This is a genomic window from bacterium, from assembly GCA_035419245.1.
Classification (GTDB): domain Bacteria; phylum Zhuqueibacterota; class Zhuqueibacteria; order Residuimicrobiales; family Residuimicrobiaceae; genus JAKPUX01.
On the sequence record DAOLSP010000002.1, the window covers coordinates 458113 to 476976 of the forward strand.

Genomic DNA, 18864 nt, shown 5'->3' on the forward strand with positions numbered 1-18864 from the left:
CTTGCTTCGTTGGCGGTGTAGAACTGGTCTGCAAACTAATGCAGCAGGGCATATCTGTCCAGGTCCTGAATTATCTAAATCCGTTCCTGTTTTTAATCAAGTCGTGCGGTCGGTCAGGCGGGAGCGGATCGGGGTGGTCCGGACACATGGCGCGCGCGGAATTTCTACGCCCATTTATCTGCAGAATTGTTGGCGCCCGATACATTATATCGACCTGACGCTCTTGGACAATTCGCTCTTGCAGGAGGCCTTTGGTAAAAAGGCTCGGGCCAACCCGGTGGAGAGAGACGCGCTGGCCCGTATGAGCCTGTCCTGGGAAGAACTATATTCGGAGGGAGTGCAGAATGGCTAGCGGCAGACTGAAGATGCTATCGATGTTTAATAGCTGGGCGAAATGGCCAACGGCCGGCATGAAGGTCGCTTTACTTGGGATGCTTTTCACCGGAGCGTCTCTGGCGCAGTATCCCGGCCAGTTCGCGGGGCGGTTGAAGGCCGACTGTAAGGTCCCCGTCCAGGCCTATGCCTTCGATCTGGAGGCGGTGCAGATCACCGCATTCCGCTTCCGGCACGCCATGGAGATGGATGCCGCCTACCTGCTGGCCCTCGATCCCGGCCGCCTTCTGCACCGTTTCCATGCCCATGCCGGCCTTCCGGTTCAGGGAGCGCTCTATGGCGGCTGGGAAAGTGAAGGCCTCTCCGGCCATACCCTCGGCCATTACCTCTCCGCCTGCGCCATGCATTTCGCCAACAGCGGCGATGCCCGGTTCAAGGAGCGCATTAACCGGATCGTCGACGAGCTGGCACGCTGCCAGCAGGCACGACGAAGCGGCTACGTCGGCGCCATCCCGGGCGAGGATACCCTTTTCGCCCGGGTGGCCCGCGGCGATATTCAATCCAGCGGCTTCAACCTCAACGGTAGCTGGTCACCCTGGTACACCGTCCACAAGCTGATGGCCGGACTCGTCGACGCCTATCTCTATGCGGGCAGCACCCGGGCCCTGCAGGTCGTTTGCGGCATGGCCGACTGGGCCGCCGGCGTGGTCAATCCCCTCTCCGAGACGCAGCGCCTCGCCATGCTCAATTGCGAATACGGCGGCATGAACGAAGTCCTCGCCAACCTTTATGCCATCACAGGGGAGCAAAAATACCTCGCACTCTCGCGCAAGTTTCACGACGAATTCGTCCTCGGGAAATTGGCCCAGGGCATCGACCCCTTGCCCGGCAAACACTCCAATACCAATGTGCCCAAGGCCGTCGGCGCCGCGCGCCGCTACGAACTCACCGCCAATACCACCGACCGCACCATCGCCCGTGTCTTCTGGGAGAGCATGGTCCGGCACCACACCTACGTCATCGGCGGCAACAGCAATTATGAATACTGCGGGGAGGAGGACAAACTCAACGATCGTCTGAGTGACAACACCTGCGAGACCTGCAATACCTACAACATGCTCAAGCTCACCCGCCATCTCTTCTGCCAGGCCCCGGATCAGGAGCTGGCCGACTATTACGAACGCGCCCTCTACAACCACATCCTCTCCAGCCAGAATCCGGCTGACGGCATGATGTGTTATTTCGTGCCGTTGCGCATGGGTACGCACAAGGTCTTCAGCGACTCGTTCAACACCTTCACCTGCTGCGTCGGCAGCGGGATGGAGAATCATGTGAAGTACGCCGAAGCCGTTTACTACAAGGCCGCGGATGGGGGGCTCTATCTCAATCTCTTCATCCCCTCCGTCCTGACCTGGAAAGAGCGCGGCCTTGTTCTCACCCAGACCACCGACTTTCCGGAGAGCGAGATGGTGACGCTGACGCTGACCGCGAAAAAGCCGCAGCATTTTGGCCTCTATTTGCGCCAGCCCGCCTGGAGCGCAACGATCGAGGTGCAGGTCAACGGCAAACGCGCCGCCCCGCGCCGCAACCGGCAGGGTTTCTGGGTTGTTGACCGAAAGTGGCGCGACGGCGACCGGGTGGAGATCCGCCTGCCGATGCACCTCCGCACCGAAGCGATGCCGGACAATCCCGAGCGCATCGCCTTTCTCTATGGCCCGATCGTTCTGGCCGGTCAGCTCGGCGATACCCTGCCGGATCCGGTTTACGGTACGCCGGTGCTACTGACGGATGACCGGCGCCCTGAAAGCTGGATCGAGCCAGCCGGCGCGCCCCTCGCATTCCGGACTTGTGGTGTCGGCATGCCCCGGGATTTCCTGCTCAAACCCTTCTACGCTATCGCAACCGGCTATTACAGCGTCTATTTCGATTATTTCACCCCGGCGGCCTGGGCAGCGAGAGCGGAAGCCTATACGGCCGAGAAGCGGCGGTCGCAGGAGATCGAGGCACGGACGATCGATCACTTCCGCATCGGCGAGATGCAGCCCGAGCGCGACCACGGCCTCGAGAGCGGTGAGCGTTCCTACGTCGACCAGGCCCTGGGCCGTTCCGGCCGCGAGGCGCGCGCCGGAAGCTGGATCGCCTTCACCATGGCGGTCCGGCCGGAATGTCCCAACGCCTTGCTCCTCACCTGCATCGGCGACGACCGCGACCGCGCCTTTGACCTGCTGATTGAGGGAGTTAAGATCGCTGAAGTGGATTGGAAGGGAGGGGAGACCGGCCGATTTTATGATCTCAGTTATTCCCTGCCGGCCGCGTTGATCGCAGGCAAGAGCCGCGTGACTGTGCGGATCGAGGCCAGCCACGGCCGCACCGCCGGGCGCTTCTTCGGCTGCCGCACAGTCACAGAAGTTAAAAAATAAAGTCGGTGGAGAGGAACTGGGATTTCCGCTCCGTGACGATGGTTTTGATGATCTGCTGATTGACCGCGCTCTCCTTGGCCGCCACCAGGGCGCGGATGGTGAAGACCCGCAGGGCATCCGAGACCGACAGGGTGCCCTCAGCCGAATCCTTACGCCCGGTGAAGGGAAAAGTGTCGGGTCCGCGCTGGCACTGGCTGTTGAGATTGACGCGGCAGACCTGGTTGACCAGCGGATCGATCAGACCCGCCAGCACCGCCGGATCGCTGCCGAAGAGGCTCACCTGCTGGCCGTAATTCGATTCGGCGATATACTGCAGCGGCTCATCGATGGTGCGGAATGAGGCGACCGGGAGGATGGGACCGAACTGCTCCTCGGTGTAAAGCCGCATCCCCGCCCGGACCGGATAAACGATGGCCGGGAACATGCAGGTCGCGTTGACCGTTCCGCCCCCTTCATTGACAACCCGGGCGCCCTTCTCCACGGCGTCCTGAATCAACTCGAGCAGTCTGCTCGTCTTGCCCTCCTCCGGCAGCGGTGTGATCTGAACCCCGGCTTCCCAGGGCATGCCGCATTTCAGCGCCCCCACCGCTGCAGTGAGCTTGCCGAGAAAGGCCTCGCGGACCTCCTCGTGCACAAAGATCATCTTGAGGGCGGTGCAGCGCTGGCCGTTGAAGGAGAGCGCGCCGAGCACACACTCCTTGACCGCCAGGTCGAGATCGGCATCCTTTAGGATGACCGCCGGATTCTTGGCGTCGAGGCCGAGCACACAGCGCAGACGGTGCGGTTTGGGATGCTGCTTGCGCAGGATATCCGCTACCCGGCTGGTGCCAATGAAGGCGAGGACATCGACCCGGCCCGATTCCATCAGCGGCCCGACGATCGTCGCCCCATCGCCGTACACCGTATTGATGACCCCGGCCGGGAAACACTCCTGGAAGGCGGCAAGCAAGGGCTCGAACAGCAGCACGCCCAGCTTGGGCGGCTTGAAGAGGACCGGATTGCCCATGATCAGGGCCGGGATCAGCGTCGTAAAGGTCTCATTGAGGGGATAATTGAAGGGCCCCATACAGAGCACCACCCCGAGCGGAGAACGGCGGATCTGGCCGATCACTCCCTCTTCGATCACGAAACGCGAGGAGACGCGGTCGAGCTCCTTGAGCGCGGCGATGGTATTGCGGATGTACTCGACCGTGCGGTCGAACTCTTTCTCCGAATCCACTTGGCTCTTGCCGATTTCCCACATCAGCCGCTTGACGATCTCGCCCCGCCGCTCCTGCATCCGTGCCGAGAAGGAGGCGACCCGGCTGATCCGTTCGGCTACCGGCATGGTCGGCCATTCCCCCTGCCCCTGATCCCAGGCTCGGACAGCGGCTTCCAGGGCCTGAAGCGACGCCGCCCCGGTCATGAGCGGATAACTGCCCAGGAGTTTGCGCCGCGGTTCGCCGGCGCCGGGCTCGCAAACCGGCGAGAAGACCGGCTGCTGCAAACCCTCCCAAGTGCGGATTTCACCGCCGCAGAGCCAGCTGCGCTGCTCGATCGGGCCGGCAAACCGGAAAGATTCGGGAATGCTTTCGGGTGCGGGATAGAAGGACGAGGGGAAGAGCGGGTTCATGCAAAGGATCTCCGGAGGGGGAGGAGTCAGGATTTTTTCGGGAAAAGTTTTATGCGCAGGGCGGCGCCGCTATAGGTCCCGGCAAAGGCGACGACCAGAGCCAGAATCGTCCAGAGGTTTTGCAGCCGGAAGAGCCCGAAGAGCGGAATCCAGATGCCCAGAACCAGGGCAAAAAGCCAGGGGTATTTCGGCTGGATGAAACCAAAGAAAAAGGCCAGTATGAAGAGGGCGATGGCGATAACGGCGAAATGCGCTTCGGGGCGGGTTGCGACATAGGTGATGATCCCTCCCAGCGCGAAGGCGATGCCCAGCAGTATTTTTTGCATGATGACTAACCTCCCTTTGCCTGTCAGCGAATTATGGCTTACGCTGCCCGCCGTGCGGGCTCGCGTGCGAATGAAATCCCGGACTCAATCCAGATTTTTTTCCGCTGCCGCCACGGTCTGGGCGATCAGCGTGGCGATGGTCATCGGGCCGACGCCTCCCGGCACGGGCGTATAGGCCGAACAATGCTCCTTCGCCACCGCCAGTTCGACGTCGCCGATCCCGCCGGGATGATAGCCGGCATCAACGACCACCGCCCCCGGCTTGATCCACGCTCCGCGGATGAACTCCGGTTTGCCCACCGCCCCGACGACCAGGTCGGCGCGGCGGACGATCGCCGCCAGCTCCTGCGTGCGCGAGTGACAGATCGTCACTGTGGCATGGGCATTGAGCAGCATCATCGCCACCGGTTTGCCGAGAATCGGACTGCGGCCGACCACCACCGCCTCCTTGCCCTGAAGGGGAATCCGGTAGTGCTCGAGCAGCCGCATGATCCCGGCAGGCGTGGCCGAGCCCCAGGCGGGTTCGCCTAGGGCCATCCGCCCGAATCCGAGTGCCGTCACGCCGTCGACATCCTTGTCGATGGCGATCCGGTCGAAACAGGCGCGCTCATCGATCTGAGCGGGCACCGGATGCTGCAGCAAAATGCCCTGAACCTCCGGATTGGCATTGAGACGGTCGATCTCGCCGAGCAGTTCTGCAGTGGTCGTCGCCTGGGGCAAAATCACCTTGAGCGAATCCATTCCCACCCGCTGACAGGCGTTGCCCTTCATTCGCACATAGGTCGCCGAAGCCGGATCATCACCAACCAGAATGGTCGCAAGGATCGGGGCTCTGCCGCGCCGCTCCTTGATCCGGGTCACCCGCTCCGCCAGCTCCGCCTCGAGCTGTTGTGAAAGGGCTTTGCCATCCAGTATGAGCGCACTCATCGCGGTCCTTTCTCTATCTCAACTCTTGCCAATGCCGTCGCTGTAACCGGGCACATACTCGCCCCGCTTGATCTTGTTGGTCGGAGTCTTGATGAAGGGGGTGGACTGCTCAAAGACCCGGCTGAGGCGCGAAAAGACGGGCAGCCGCTGGTTGACCTCCTTGCGCACCTCCTCGAGGATCCCGGCGATGTCGCGCGCGACCACCCCCTCGGCGCGATCACCCTCCATGCTCTCGATGTAGCCATAATTGGGAAAAATACGCGCTACCAGCTGGCCGTCGAGCTGGTAGACCAGCGTCTCCTCGACGTAGATGGATTCGAGCAACTTGGCCTCGATGGTCTCGGGATAGATGTTCTCGCCCGAGGGACCGATGATGACATTCTTGGAGCGGCCGGTGATAAAGAGAAAACCATCACGGTCGAGGTAGCCACGGTCGCCGGTGATGAACCAGCCGTCGGCGGTGAAGACCTTGCGGGTTTCAGCTTCATCCTTATAATAGCCCTTCATGACATTGGGGCCCTTGACGAGGATCTCGCCGATGCCGGTGTCGGCATCGGGCTCGGCAATTTTAAGGGTGACATCGGTGATGGCGTGACCCGGTGAGCCGAGCTTTTGTTCCGCCATCGAGGAAAAGGTCACCAGCGGGGAGCATTCGGTCAGGCCATAGCCGCAGCAATAGGGGATATGCCCCTGCTTCATAAAGGTCTCGACCTCGGGTGAGAAGGCCGCCCCGCCAATGATGACACAATCGAGACGGCCGCCGAGCAGCTTGCGGATCTTTTTGCCGATGATCTTGTACAGCAATCGCCGCGTCGCTCGGGTTTTGGAGAGCAGCCGCAGCGCACGGCTGGCGGCGATCGTCGGCACCACTTGTTTGTGGTAGATTTTTTCGAAGACCAGAGGGACCGCCCCGAAGATGGTCGGCCGGATCTTTTGCATCGCCGCCAGCAGCACTTTAGGGGCCGGCGGTTTGTTGAGGAAATAGATCAGCGCGCCATGGCGGATGATCGAGAGAAAGCCGGAGGTAGAGCCAAAGGTGTGCGCGAGTGGGAGGATGGAGAGAATGATGCTCTTCTCGTGGATGCAGCGGATCAGGTCCGGACCCTCGAACAGGTTGCTCACAAGATTGCTGTGGGTCAGCATCACCCCCTTGGAGTGGCCGGTCGTGCCGGAGGTATAGATGATTTCGGCGATATCCTCCTCTTCGATCCCGCCGGCTGGCGCGGGCTGGGATTTCTCCAGGCTCTTGAGCACCTTGCCGCTGAAATCCTGCAAACCCTTCCAGAAACCGGAGCGGGAAGAAGGCTCCTTGGAGAGCAGCGATAAATCGCCGAGGCTGAACACAACCTTGTCCTCGTCGAGGCTCCGCAGATTCAGATTGGCGTGGAGGGATGGCGAGATGAAAATGGCCGACGCCTCCGAATGGCGGATGATGTGATCGATATCGGCTTCGGGAAATTCCTCGAGGATGGGGACGGCGATGGCCCCCATGGTGGTGAGGGCCATGAAGGCGATACACCAGTTGGGAGAGGAGGCCCCGAGCAGGGCCGCCTTATCGCCCGGCTTAATGCCGAGCTGGCGCATCCTTTCCTGCAGTGCGGTGACACGCCGGCCGAATTCGGCATACGTGAAGGGGGCTTCGTCCACCAGCGCCAGGGCGGGACGGTCGGGATAGAGGGCGAGAACCCGGTTGAAGAAACAGTCGAGCGTATACCGTTCCAGGCCAAACTTGTGATTGAGCGGGATCATCTGAACCTCCATAGAACCGCCCGGTAGAAGGGCAGCGGCCACAATATACACCACTTCGGCAAGTTTTCAAACTCTTTTTTCTGCCGGCGCCGGTGCCGACGCCCTGGAAAAGTGTGACGGGAACAGAAAAATGTCAAAAAAGTGCTTGATTCGTGTGGCCACAGAGAGTATACTGTAATAACATACTTTCCGGATCTGTTTCCATTAATCCGATGGCCCCACAAGAATGGGAGGTGCTATGCGCAGCATTGTGAAGATGTGGCTTTGCCTGGGCGCGCTCGTGCTGCTGGTGCCCGGTGCCAGGGCACAGAAGCTGGAGGATTACCTTTCCCGCTATCTGGGCGATAACGGTAAAAAATACCTGCAACCTCTGGGAGACGCCTTTGGCGCCAATATGAACAGCGGCCTCTATCATTCCGCGCACATCCCCCGAGTGGGACTCCATCTCGGCCTCGACTTGCTGATTCCCGCTGCCCTGATCGCAGAAGATCAGCGCACCTTCACCGCGACGACCGAGGAGGGATTCTATCCGGTGACCACCCGGGAAGTGCCCACCGTCTTCGGTGATACCCAGCCGGTTTCCATCGCCGGACAAGGCGGCACGGTTTACAATTTCCCCGGAGGCTACGATCTCTCCATGCTGCCCCTGGCCATTCCCCAGGTCACGGTGGGCTCCTTGCTGGGGACCGAACTCACCCTGCGCTACGCAGTGGCCCAGCTGAATGAGGATATCGGTGACCTGACTCTGACCGGCATCGGCATACGCCATAGTGTGAGCCAGTACATTCCGCTTTTCCCCATCGATGTCTCGGTTTCCTATTTCCATCAAACCCTCAAGGTGGGGGATATCCTCGATGCAGCGACCGATGTGGTCGGGGTGCAGGCGAGTAAATCCTTCAGCCTTCTCACCCTATACGGCGGCGTCGCCTACGAAAAGGCCGGAATGGATGTCTCCTACACCCATGGCGAAGGGGCGGAAGCCGAAACCATCGCTTTCAGCCTGGAAGGGCAGAACAAGATGCGGATGACGGTGGGTGCAAACCTCCATCTCGCCCTCTTTCAGTTGCATGCGGATTATAGCCTGGCCTCCCAGAACAGCGCCTGTCTGGGACTGTATATCGGCCTGTAAACGGCCACGGACCTGACATGCTGTGAGAAATACGGAGGAGATATGAAACGGCGAATCCTTATGGTTCTGATGATCAGCGCCGGGCTGCTGGCCTGCGGCTGTCAAAAAAAACTATTTCACTTTGTCGTGCCGCTTAAAAAGATCGCGGTGGTGTCGGTTAACCAGAAAGGCGAGTTCGCCGGGACCGACCGGATCAGGGCGGCCGATGTGCGCAACGCTCTGAATGTACCCGAAAACGGCACGATCACCGGTGTGGATATCGAATCGCTGCAGATCAAGGTGCGGGTGCTGACCGGCAACGAGGCCAAATGGCTCAAACTCTCAGGCTATGTGGTCGACAAGGGCAAACCACTGCTGCTCTTCGAGAAAAAATCGATCACGTTGATCGCCGTAGATGCGCCCTATGCCGGCTTGAATTCCCTGATCGAGTCGGGCGTGAGCCGGCTCAAGGCAAAGATTAATGACCAGGTGAAGAAAGTCAATGATGCCGATATCGAGGTGGGGCTGACCGGAGACAGTGACCCCGCCGGGCAGCAGATCAAGGTGGAGATCGATTTCAAGATCACCGCCACAGTCCGCTACGATCAATGCGTCGAAGTGGTCGATTTCATCGGCGGAGAGGACTGCACCGAATAACCCGTTCTTCTGGCAGTCGGGGCCGGCGTACGAGGAGGGCGGCGCCGGCCCTTTGCTGTTTTGGCGCTTGCGCGGCCGCATGCCGGCGGCGTTCCTGTTTCCCGCAGGGCTTCCTCCTGGCTACTTTTTTGATTCACCGCAACAATTCCCTTGACATTGGCTCATTTTCTGCTAAATTTATCATGTAAACGGTTACATCCGCTCTCCCTGGAGGCCTGCATGCGCCGGTATGCCCTGTTCGCTCTGCCGATCGTCCTCATCGCTCTCGGCCTCGCCTGCCGCCGCGCGGACACCGCGAAGACCGTCCTCGATTTTTGGGCGATGGGGACCGAAGGAGAGAATATCCAGCGCCTGCTGCCGGACTTTTATAAAAACAATCCGGAGATCAAGGTGCGGGTGCAGAACATCCCCTGGGGTGCCGCTCACGATCTTCTCCTCACCGCCTTTGCCGGCGGCTCTCAGCCCGACCTCTGCCAGCTTGGCAATACCTGGATACCCGAATTCCAGGCCATCGGCGCCATCCGCGCGCTCGATTCCTTCCTCGCCGATTCCGCCATTACCCGCAGCGGCTACTTCCCCGGCATCTGGGAGACCAATGTCATCCAGGGCGCTGTCTACGGCATCCCCTGGTATGTCGATACCCGCTTGCTCTTCTACCGCAGCGATCTTCTTGCCGGGGCCGGATACACCCGGCCGCCGCGCAACTGGGACGAGTGGCGCGACGTCAGCTGCCGCCTGGTCCGCCAGCACCCAGGCCGCTATGCCCTCTTCCTCTCGACCATTTTCAACGACTGGCAGGTCCCCGCGATCCTTATCCTGCAGAACAATGGCCGCTTGCTCCGCGATAACGACTGCTTCGGCGCTTTCTCCGAGCCCGCCACCCTCGAGGCGCTGCGCTATTATATCTCCTTTTTTCATGATACCCTGGCGGTCATCAATATGAGCGAGGTGGCCAATATTTTTCAGGGCTTCAACGACGGCGTTTTTGCGATGATGGTCACCGGCCCCTGGAATGTTAATGAGATCCGCAAACGGCTCCCCGCTCTCAGCGGCCGCTGGAGCGCAGCGCCGCTCCCGGCACGGCGCAACGGCGCCTCGATCGCCGGCGGCGCCAGCCTGGTGATTTTTAATCAGTGCCGTCGCCCCGAAGCCGCCTGGAAATTTATCCGTTATCTCTCCAGCATCGGGACGCAGCAGGCTTTTTTCAGACTGACCCGCGACCTGCCGGCCGTCCGGCGCGCATGGCAGCTTCCCGAGATCGCCGCCGACACCGAAATCCAGGGCTTTTACCGCCAGCTCGAACAGGTATTACCCGCCCCGCGCATCGCCGAATGGGAACAAGTAGCGGTCAAGATGCAGGAATATCTCGAGCAGGTCATCTACCGCCGCCTCACCCTCGATGAGGCGGTGGTTCGCCTGGACCGAGACGTCGACCGCATTCTCGAAAAACGCCGCTGGATGCTCGCGCGGCAGCTGCTTTAGGGGAGGGAGGAGGATGAAACGCAACACCCTGATCCCCTGGTTTTTTCTGGCCCCGGCCCTGGGGACCCTCCTGGTTTTTTTCTTCCTGCCTGCCCTGGCCTCGCTGCTGCTCAGCTTCAGCGATTTTGATATCTACGCCCTGGGACATTTCTCGCGGGCGCGCTGGACCGGAGTGGAGAATTACAGCCGCCTTCTCCGGGATCCGCTTTTCTGGAAGGCGCTTGGCAATACAGTCTATTTCGTCCTCGCGGGTGGGCCGTTGACGATCCTCGCTGCCCTTCTGGCCGCCCTCGGCCTGAACAGCCGCCGCCTCCGGCTGCGCGACTGGTTCCGCCTCGGCTATTTCACCCCGGTCATCACCTCGCTGGTCGCCGTGGCCGTGGTCTGGCGTTATCTCTATCATCCCCGGTTTGGCCTCTTCAACTATCTGCTCTCCTTTGCCGGGATCGGGCCGGTCAACTGGCTTGGGGATCCGGTCTGGGCCATGCCGGCGCTGATTCTTCTGGCCGTGTGGAAGAATTTCGGCTATTACATGATGATTTTTCTCGCCGGGCTGCAGACCATCCCCGACTATCTCTACGAGGCCGCGCGGCTTGACGGTGCCGGCTGGTGGGGGCAGTTCCGGCATGTCACCCTGCCGCAACTCGCCCCCACGACCTTCTTTGTCACCCTGATGACGATCATCGGTTACTTTCAGTTCTTCGCCGAGTCCTATGTCATGACCCAGGGAGGGCCGGTCAACAGCACCCTCAGCGTCGTTTTTTACCTCTACCAGCAGGGATTCCGCTGGTGGCGGATGGGCTATGCCTCGGCGATCGCCTTCATGCTCTTTTTCATCATCTTTTTTCTGGCCCTGGCACAGATGGCGGCGCGGCGGCGGGAGGCGACGGCATGAAGGAAAAATGGTTACAAGGCGCTGCCTTGCATCTGATCATGCTGCTCGGATTGGCTGTGGTTCTGTTGCCCTTCTGGTGGATGGTCATGGCCTCCTTTATGCCGGGCGGTGAGGCGAGCACCTTTCCGCCGCGTTTCTGGCCTTCGCGCTGGAGCCTGGAGCATTACATGACGCTCTGGCAGCGCCTGCAGATCAGCCGCTATTTTCTCAACAGCCTGATCCTTGCCGGCGGGGTGACGCTGGTCAGCCTGCTCGTCAACTCCCTGGCGGGCTATGCCTTCGCCAAGTATGCCTTCAGGGGCAAGCGGGCGCTCTTCGGACTGCTGCTCTCGTCGCTGGTCATCCCCGGCCAGGTGACGATGCTGCCGGTCTTTCTGCTGCTCAAGCAGATGGGCCTGCTCAACAGCTATTTTGGCATCATCATCCCAGGGATGGCAAGTATTTTCGGCATTTTTCTCATCCGACAGTACCTCGAGGGGGTGCCCGACAGCCTGATCGAGGCGGCGCGCATCGATGGTGCCGGGGATTTGCGCATCTACTGGACCGTCATCCTGCCGCTGGCCAAGCCGATCCTGGTGACCCTGGCGCTCTTCACTTTCATGGGCACCTGGAATGATTTTCTCTGGCCCTTGATCGTCCTGAACCGTCAGGAGATGTACACCCTGCCGGTGGCGATTGCCAATCTTATGGGCGAGCATGCGCCTGATCCCGAGCTGATGATGGCCGGCGCCGTGGTGACCATTGTACCGATTCTGGTGCTTTTCCTTAGCCTGCAAAAGTACTACATTCAGGGGATCCTGATGGGCGGTTTGAAGGAGTAGTTTTTTTGCGCGCCCACCCACCCCGCCTCTTATCCCGCTGCTCCTTCCCTCGCGCCCAATCGCCCCAACCTACTCCACCCCTTCGCTTGCGCCGCGATAATTCTCTTGCATTCTTGGGGCAAAACCGATACATTATAGAAAATGTAACCGTTTTCCATGCCAATCTGTTCGAGGCGATGTCGTGGTCAATATGCATAAAATAGCCGCGCTGGCCGGCGTCTCTATCGCTACGGTCTCGCGCGCCCTCAACAACAGTGGACCGGTCAAGGAGGCCACGCGGGCGCGCATTCTGCAGCTGGCCAGCGAGTACCAGTACAAACCCAACCCCATCGCGCGTTCCCTCTCGACGCAGCAGACGGATACCATCGGCCTGATCCTGCCGGAGATGGCCGACGAGTTTTTTATGGACATCATTCGCGGCGTTGATGAAGAGGCCTATCGGGCCAAGCGCTTCCTGCTGGTCTCGAGTTTTCATACCGAGCGCGACATCGCCGAGACGCTGCTCGAGTTCATGGGCAGCGGCCGGGCGGACGGCGTCATCCTGATGGCCCCGGAGGGCAAGAATGGTCTGATCAATACCTTGCGCCGCAGCCGCCGGCCGATGGTTCTGCTCAATCCGCCCCCTGAGGCCGAGGAGTTTGTCTATTTCAAGATCAACAATTTCCAGGGGGCTGTCGCCGTCCTCGAGCATCTGTTCGGCCATGGCTTCCGGCGCATTGGCATGATCACCGGGCCGCGGGGCAACAGCGATGCCGAGGAGCGGCTGAACGGCTGCCGGGAAGCCCTTCATCATCATGATCTGCCGCTCCACGAGCAGTTTATCATCCCCGGCGATTTCAGCGCCCGCTCCGGCTATTACGCCTTTATGCGCTTGATGAGCCAGCGGGAGAAGCCCGAAGCCATTTTTGCCGCCAATGACATGATGGCCATGGGGGCCTACCAGGCGGCGCGCAGCCTGCACCTGCGCATCCCACAGGATGTCGCGCTGGCCGGTTTCGATGATATTTTTCTCAGCCAGCTGCTCACGCCGCGCCTCACCACCGTGCATGTGCCGATCGCGGAGCTGGCGAGCAAAGCGGTCCGGTACCTCCTGCAAATGATCAACGGCGAGGTGGATCCGGAGGCGCCGCACCATGAGGAATTGGCCGCGGGATTGGTGATCGGAGGCAGCTGCGGCTGCGACGGTGCAGCCGTTATCATGCCGGACTGAACGCCGGGGGTGTCGCAGGGCCCCTCTCCGCTGCACCGACGCGCGGGGTGAGGAGGACCCGGCCGACGGGAGAGCCTGCAGAAGCATATCTGCAGGCTCTTGTCATTCAGGGAGGGCGGGGTGTGAAAAAAGGGAAAAAGAGTGTTGACTGTTTTTGAAAAAAGGAATATATTGATTAGTATTTTTTGCGAGAAAAAAAACAAGCCAGATTATGCCGGCATCGAAGGGCCGCAGCAGTCCAGCCAGACCGGAACCGGAAGAAGGGCGGAGTGATGTCATGAAGAAGATCATCACCGGCGATTATCGTCTCGTCAAAAACCTCAACAGTCATATCGTCCTCAATCTCATCCGCACGCGCGGACCTATCTACGGCGCCGATCTGGCCAAGATTACCGGCATGCGCCCCTCGACCATCATGAGCATCCTGCGCAATCTCGAGAAAAAGGGGCTGATCTTCAAATCCGGTACCGGCGCTTCTTCGGTCCAGGGCGGCCGCAAGCCCACCCTCTGGGAGATCTGCGGCAATTACGGCTATATCATCGGCTTGCAGGTGGAACTCAACGAGGTGAACGGGGTGCTGATTGACCTCAATTCCCGCGTCCTCGCCCGCAGCGCCCTGCCGGTGGAGGGGGTGATGACGCTCGAGGAGTTGAACGCCTCTATCTTCCGGATTGTCGATACCCTGCTGACCCCGCAAAAGATCAGCCGCAAGAACCTCCTCGGCATGGGCATCGGGGTCTCCGGGCTGGTGGATTACCGCAATGGCATCATCGTCCGAACCGCCCTTCTGGGTGAGGGGCCTGTTCCTCTCAAGGCGGCCCTCGAGAAGCATTTTGATTTCCCCATCTTGATCGAAAATGACGCCAATGCCGCCGTCATGTGCGAAAAATGGTATGGTAAGGGCAAGAATATCAATGAGTTGATCTATATGCTCCTGGTCATGGACCAGCAGGTCTTCGGCGTCGGCTATGGACTCTGCCTCGAAGGCCGGATCTATCGCGGCGCCCATATGTTCGCCGGTGAGACTGCCCCGCAACCGATTTCTATCAAACAGATGCTCGAGCAGGTCGCCCCGGAACTCGGCGAGGAGGTGATACTCAATGGCCGCACCTTGCGCAAGGAAAAGATCACCCTGCAGGAGCTGATCGACGCCGCGCAGAACCAGGACAGCCTGGCCATCCGCTATTTCCAGGAACTGGGCCGGATTGTCGCCCGGGATCTGGCCCATATCATCAATCTGCTCGATCCCGAGATGGTCCTGCTCGGCGGCGAAGTGAGTAAAGTCGGCGATCTACTGCTGAATCCCGTCCGCAATGCCCTCTACCTGGATACGCGGGGCATGGTGATGAAGGATCTCGACGTCAAGATCGAGACCTCGACCGTGGTGGATGCGGTGGCGATGGGTGCGACGACGCTGATCCTGCAGACCATCTTTAATGGGCCCTTGCTGCAGAGCGAAAGTCTACTTTAAGCAAGGCCCTGATGAGGCCCAGCTACGGCTGGGTCTTTTTAGCAGCTGATCTATTTTTTCAACAAAAAAACTAACAGTGCTTTGACGGAGGCCTTGATGCAGCGGCACCCCTCCAATCCCGTCCTGACCCGGCAGCAAATTCCCAATTATCCGCCCCATCTGACCGACGTCTCCGCGGTTTTTAATCCCGGTGCCGTGCTCTTCCGCGGCGAGACCATCCTGCTGCTGCGTGTCCAGAACCGCGGCCGCGAGACCTATACCTTGACCGCCCGCAGCCGCGATGGCGTCCATTTCACCGTCGCGGCCCCCGAAATCACCCTGCGCGGCCTCGAAAAAGTCACCCAGCCCGTCTTTCACTGCTACGACATGCGCATCACCCCCCTCGAAGGCCGCTTCTATCTCATGTTCGCCATGGATATGGAGGGCGGCTGCCGCCTGGGTCTGGCGGTCACCGACGATTTCTCCCGATTCGATTTTCTTGGCATCACCAGCAGCGAGGACACACGCAACGGCGTGCTCTTTCCCGAACGCTTCGACAACCTTTATCTCCGCCTAGAACGCCCCAACCGCGTCCAGCTCGAGAACGGCCCGGCCAGCGGCAGCACCATCCTCCTTTCCGCGTCGCCCGACCTGCTCTCGTGGAGCCCGGTCGGGGAGGTGGCCTCCGGCCGGTTTCACTATTGGGATGAGCTGATCGGCAGCGGCCCGCCACCGGTCAAGACCCGCGCCGGCTGGCTCGCCCTCTATCATGGTGTCGCCACCCACTTCGCCAGTGCGAATATCTACCAGGCAGGGGTGATGCTCCTCGACCTGCAGAATCCCTGCAAACTCCTGGCGCGCAGCCGCTATAACATCCTCGAGCCGCGCGAAAGCTGGGAACTTACCGGCCAGGTTCCCAATGTCGTCTTTCCCTCCGGCCTCGTCGTCGAGGCCTACGACGACCAGGGTTTTGCCCGTTTTGACTCGCCCTTCCGGCTCTACTACGGCGCCGCCGACACCGCGGTCGGCCTCGTCACCGGGCGGGTCGCCGATTTGATCGAAGCTGCGACGGCTTGAGGCGCCGTGCGGCTGCCCTGATGATGCCTTTCATCGACCTGAGGACCTTCACAATGGCCAAATACCTGATGGCCTCCCTGCTCTGCCTGCTCTTCGTCAGTCCGCTGCCGGCGCAAACCACCGGCAAAATTGCCGGCAAGGTCACCGACGCCCAGAGCGGAGAGAGTCTGACCGGCGCCAACATCCTCCTCGAAGGCACCAGCCGGGGGGCGACCGCCGACCTCAACGGCGACTTTTTCATCATCAACCTTGAACCCGGCACCTATACGGTGCGCATCTCCATGGTCGGCTATGAGACCCTGCGCCTGCAGAACGTGCGCGTCTCGGTCAACCGCACCTTCGAGGTCACCGCCAAGCTCAAGGCCACCGTGCTCAGCGGCCAGGAGGTGACAGTCATAGCCGACCGCGTCGCGGTCAAGAAGGACCAGACCAGCTCGGTGCGCAATGTCTCCTCCAGCCAGATGGAGATCCTGCCGACCGAGTCGGTCAGCGCGGTTGTAGCGATGCAGCCTGGAGTGGTACTCGGCCATTTCCGCGGCGGCCGCAGCGATGAGGTCACCTACCTCATCGACGGCATGCAGGTCGACGAGTCCTATGGCCGCGGCGGCTGCACCGTCGATGTGGAGAAGGATGTCGTCGAAGACCTCGAGGTCATCACCGGCATCTTTTCCGCCAAATATGGCAACGCCATGAGCGGCGTCGTCAACGCCGTCACCAAGGACGGCGGCCGCCGCTATCACGGCTCGGCTTCCATCGGCTTCGGCAACTATCTCACCCCGCACAAGGATATCTTCATCGGTCTCGAGGACAGCGATTTCGCCCGTCGCAAGGATTTCCAGTTCGCCCTCAACGGACCGATCCTCGGCGACCGCCTCACCTTCGCCAGCAACCTCCGCTACCAGAACAACAAAGGCCATCTCAACGGCATCCGCCGCTTCGAACCGGACAATTACAGCGACTATACCTCCGCCGATTCGACCCAGTGGTACAGCGAACATACCGGAGACAATGCCTATGTGGCGATGAATACCGCGAAGAACCTCAACGTCTGGGGGAAGCTGACGATGCGGCCGACGGCAAAGATCAAGACCTCGCTTCAGTATATTCTCAACGACGATGAAGGCCAGGGTTACAGCCACAGCATGAAATACAATCCCGACGGTCGTGGAACCGGTTATCATACTTCCCATCTTGCTTCATTTCAGCTTAACCATATGCTCTCGGAGAGGGCCTTCTATGAACTCAAGGGCTCCTACGTCTCCGATTACAATGCCAGCTACCTGTTCAAGAATCCCTACGACAAACGCTACATCCATGACCTTTATTCGCGCAGTGAGGGACCGGGTTTTTCCACCGGCGGCCAGAGCAAGGGCCACAGCGAGCGCACCCTCCAGGATTATACCGCCAAGGGCGATTTCGTCTGGCAGCTGCACCCCCAGCACAGTCTCGAGGGCGGCGCGCAGTACTCCGCCAAAATCCTCGAGAACGAGTCCTACACCATCCGCAACAGATACTACGGCACCGCCTACGAGAATCTTTGGGAGATCGATCCCGCGACCGGTCGGCGGCGCTATCTCTTTTACGAGCCGATGATCATGCCCGATTCAACCCTCTGGCATCAATACTACAAGGTCAAACCCGTCGAACTGAGCGCCTATCTCCAGGACAAGATGGAGTTCGCCGAGATGGTGATCAACCTGGGCGTGCGCCTCGATTACTTCGATCCGAAGATCACCTACCCCTCCCAATGGCGCAATCCCTCCAATCAGCTCAGTTTTCCGGACAACCCGGAAAGGATGAGTCATCCGGTCACGGCGGATCCCAAGTACCAGATCAGCCCGCGCCTCGGCATCTCGTATCAGCTCGGCAAGACCGCCCTCCTGCGTTTCGGCTACGGTCATTTCATGCAGATGCCGCCTCTCTATGCGATGTACGACAACTTCGCCCGCCTGGTGCCGGCCGATGATTACTCCACCACGATGGGCAATCCCCAGGTGCGCGCGCAGCGGACAATCCAGTACGAGGTCGGCCTCTGGCAGGAGCTGATCCCGAACATGAGCCTCGAGGTGGCGCTCTTTTACCGGGATATCTATGACCTGCTCAGCGCCCGGGTGCTCACCACCTACAACCAAATCCGCTACGGTCTTTACAGCAACAAGGATTACGCCAATGCGCGCGGCCTCGAGCTCAAGTACGAGTATATCACCGGGCGCCTCTCGGTGGTGGCCAATTATACCCTCCAGTTCAGCCGCGGCAATGCGGACACGCCGACCAGCACTTTCAGCCGCGCCGGCGCCAAGCAGGATCCGGTCAACAAGATGATTCCGATGAGTTGGGACCAGCGCCATACCGCCAACATGACCATCGGCTATGCCATGCCGCGCTACGGCGCGACCATGACGGTTTACTACAACTCGGGCAGCCCCTTTACCTGGAGCCCGCTCTCCGACAGCCCGCTCTCGCGCGTCAATCTCTATCCCAACAACGAGCATATCCCGAGCAGCATCAGCGTCGACCTCAGCGGCCATGCCGATCTCTTGCGCTTTGCCGGCATCAAACTGCGCGCTACCCTGCTCGTCTATAACCTGCTCGACGCCCTGAACGATAGCTGGGTCAACAGCACGACCGGCCGCGCCTATACCGCCATCATCCGCGCGACCGACCGGGCCAGCCATCACAGCGATTTCAATACCTACGAGGACCGCATCCACGATCCGACCATGTACAGCACCCCGCGTCTGGTCAAATTGGGACTCGAGATGGTCTTTTAGTCCTTCCCTGACTTGAGGACATACCG

General features: G+C 60.3%; 14 protein-coding genes. 10 read left to right on the plus strand and 4 right to left on the minus strand.

Annotation, left to right across the window (positions count from 1 at the left end):
* Window positions 1-344 precede the first annotated feature (344 nt).
* The gene (locus PLH32_05665) at window positions 345-2753 is read left to right on the plus strand and encodes a glycoside hydrolase family 127 protein (protein ID HQJ64084.1); all 2409 of its coding nucleotides are present in this window, start codon (window positions 345-347) and stop codon (window positions 2751-2753) included.
* Here PLH32_05665 and PLH32_05670 read toward each other — a convergent pair.
* The 4 genes from PLH32_05670 to PLH32_05685 form a co-directional block, all read right to left on the minus strand.
* Entirely contained in the window at window positions 2743-4365 is a 1623-nt protein-coding gene (locus tag PLH32_05670; protein ID HQJ64085.1) for an NADP-dependent glyceraldehyde-3-phosphate dehydrogenase, read from the minus strand. The two genes, PLH32_05665 and PLH32_05670, sit on opposite strands and share 11 nt — an antisense overlap.
* A 26-nt stretch (window positions 4366-4391) precedes the next feature.
* A complete protein-coding gene (locus tag PLH32_05675; GenBank protein ID HQJ64086.1) occupies window positions 4392-4691 on the minus strand; it encodes a hypothetical protein in 300 nt (99 codons plus the stop codon).
* 84 nt (window positions 4692-4775) lie between these two features.
* On the minus strand, window positions 4776-5618 hold the full coding sequence (gene folD / locus PLH32_05680) for a bifunctional methylenetetrahydrofolate dehydrogenase/methenyltetrahydrofolate cyclohydrolase FolD (protein ID HQJ64087.1): 843 nt from the start codon (window positions 5616-5618) through the stop codon (window positions 4776-4778).
* Window positions 5619-5636: 18 nt separating this feature from the next.
* Entirely contained in the window at window positions 5637-7367 is a 1731-nt protein-coding gene (locus PLH32_05685) for an AMP-binding protein (protein HQJ64088.1), read from the minus strand.
* A gap of 238 nt (window positions 7368-7605) precedes the next feature.
* Here PLH32_05685 and PLH32_05690 point away from each other — a divergent pair, with 238 nt between their 5' ends.
* The 9 genes from PLH32_05690 (at window position 7606) to PLH32_05730 (ending at window position 18838) form a co-directional block, all read left to right on the plus strand.
* The gene (locus tag PLH32_05690; GenBank protein ID HQJ64089.1) at window positions 7606-8496 is read left to right on the plus strand and encodes a hypothetical protein; all 891 of its coding nucleotides are present in this window, start codon (window positions 7606-7608) and stop codon (window positions 8494-8496) included.
* 42 nt (window positions 8497-8538) lie between these two features.
* Window positions 8539-9132 (plus strand): hypothetical protein, encoded by a 594-nt coding sequence (locus tag PLH32_05695; protein ID HQJ64090.1) that lies wholly within the window; start codon window positions 8539-8541, stop codon window positions 9130-9132.
* 219 nt (window positions 9133-9351) lie between these two features.
* Window positions 9352-10614: a sugar ABC transporter substrate-binding protein gene (locus PLH32_05700; protein HQJ64091.1), complete on the plus strand. Its 1263-nt coding sequence runs from the start codon at window positions 9352-9354 to the stop codon at window positions 10612-10614.
* Between the two features lie 13 nt (window positions 10615-10627).
* Window positions 10628-11509, plus strand: coding sequence for a sugar ABC transporter permease (locus PLH32_05705; protein HQJ64092.1), 882 nt, complete (start codon window positions 10628-10630; stop codon window positions 11507-11509).
* Complete coding sequence (locus tag PLH32_05710; protein ID HQJ64093.1) at window positions 11506-12330, plus strand: carbohydrate ABC transporter permease; 825 nt, start codon at window positions 11506-11508, stop codon at window positions 12328-12330. The genes PLH32_05705 and PLH32_05710 overlap by 4 nt, the downstream gene beginning before the upstream one ends.
* 190 nt (window positions 12331-12520) lie before the next feature.
* Window positions 12521-13540 (plus strand): LacI family DNA-binding transcriptional regulator, encoded by a 1020-nt coding sequence (locus PLH32_05715; GenBank protein HQJ64094.1) that lies wholly within the window; start codon window positions 12521-12523, stop codon window positions 13538-13540.
* Window positions 13541-13817: 277 nt separating this feature from the next.
* Window positions 13818-15011, plus strand: coding sequence for an ROK family transcriptional regulator (locus PLH32_05720; protein ID HQJ64095.1), 1194 nt, complete (start codon window positions 13818-13820; stop codon window positions 15009-15011).
* 96 nt (window positions 15012-15107) lie between these two features.
* On the plus strand, window positions 15108-16067 hold the full coding sequence (locus PLH32_05725; protein HQJ64096.1) for a glycoside hydrolase family 130 protein: 960 nt from the start codon (window positions 15108-15110) through the stop codon (window positions 16065-16067).
* Window positions 16068-16120: 53 nt separating this feature from the next.
* Window positions 16121-18838, plus strand: a complete 2718-nt coding sequence (locus PLH32_05730; protein ID HQJ64097.1) for a TonB-dependent receptor — start codon at window positions 16121-16123, stop codon at window positions 18836-18838.
* Window positions 18839-18864: the final 26 nt, after the last annotated feature.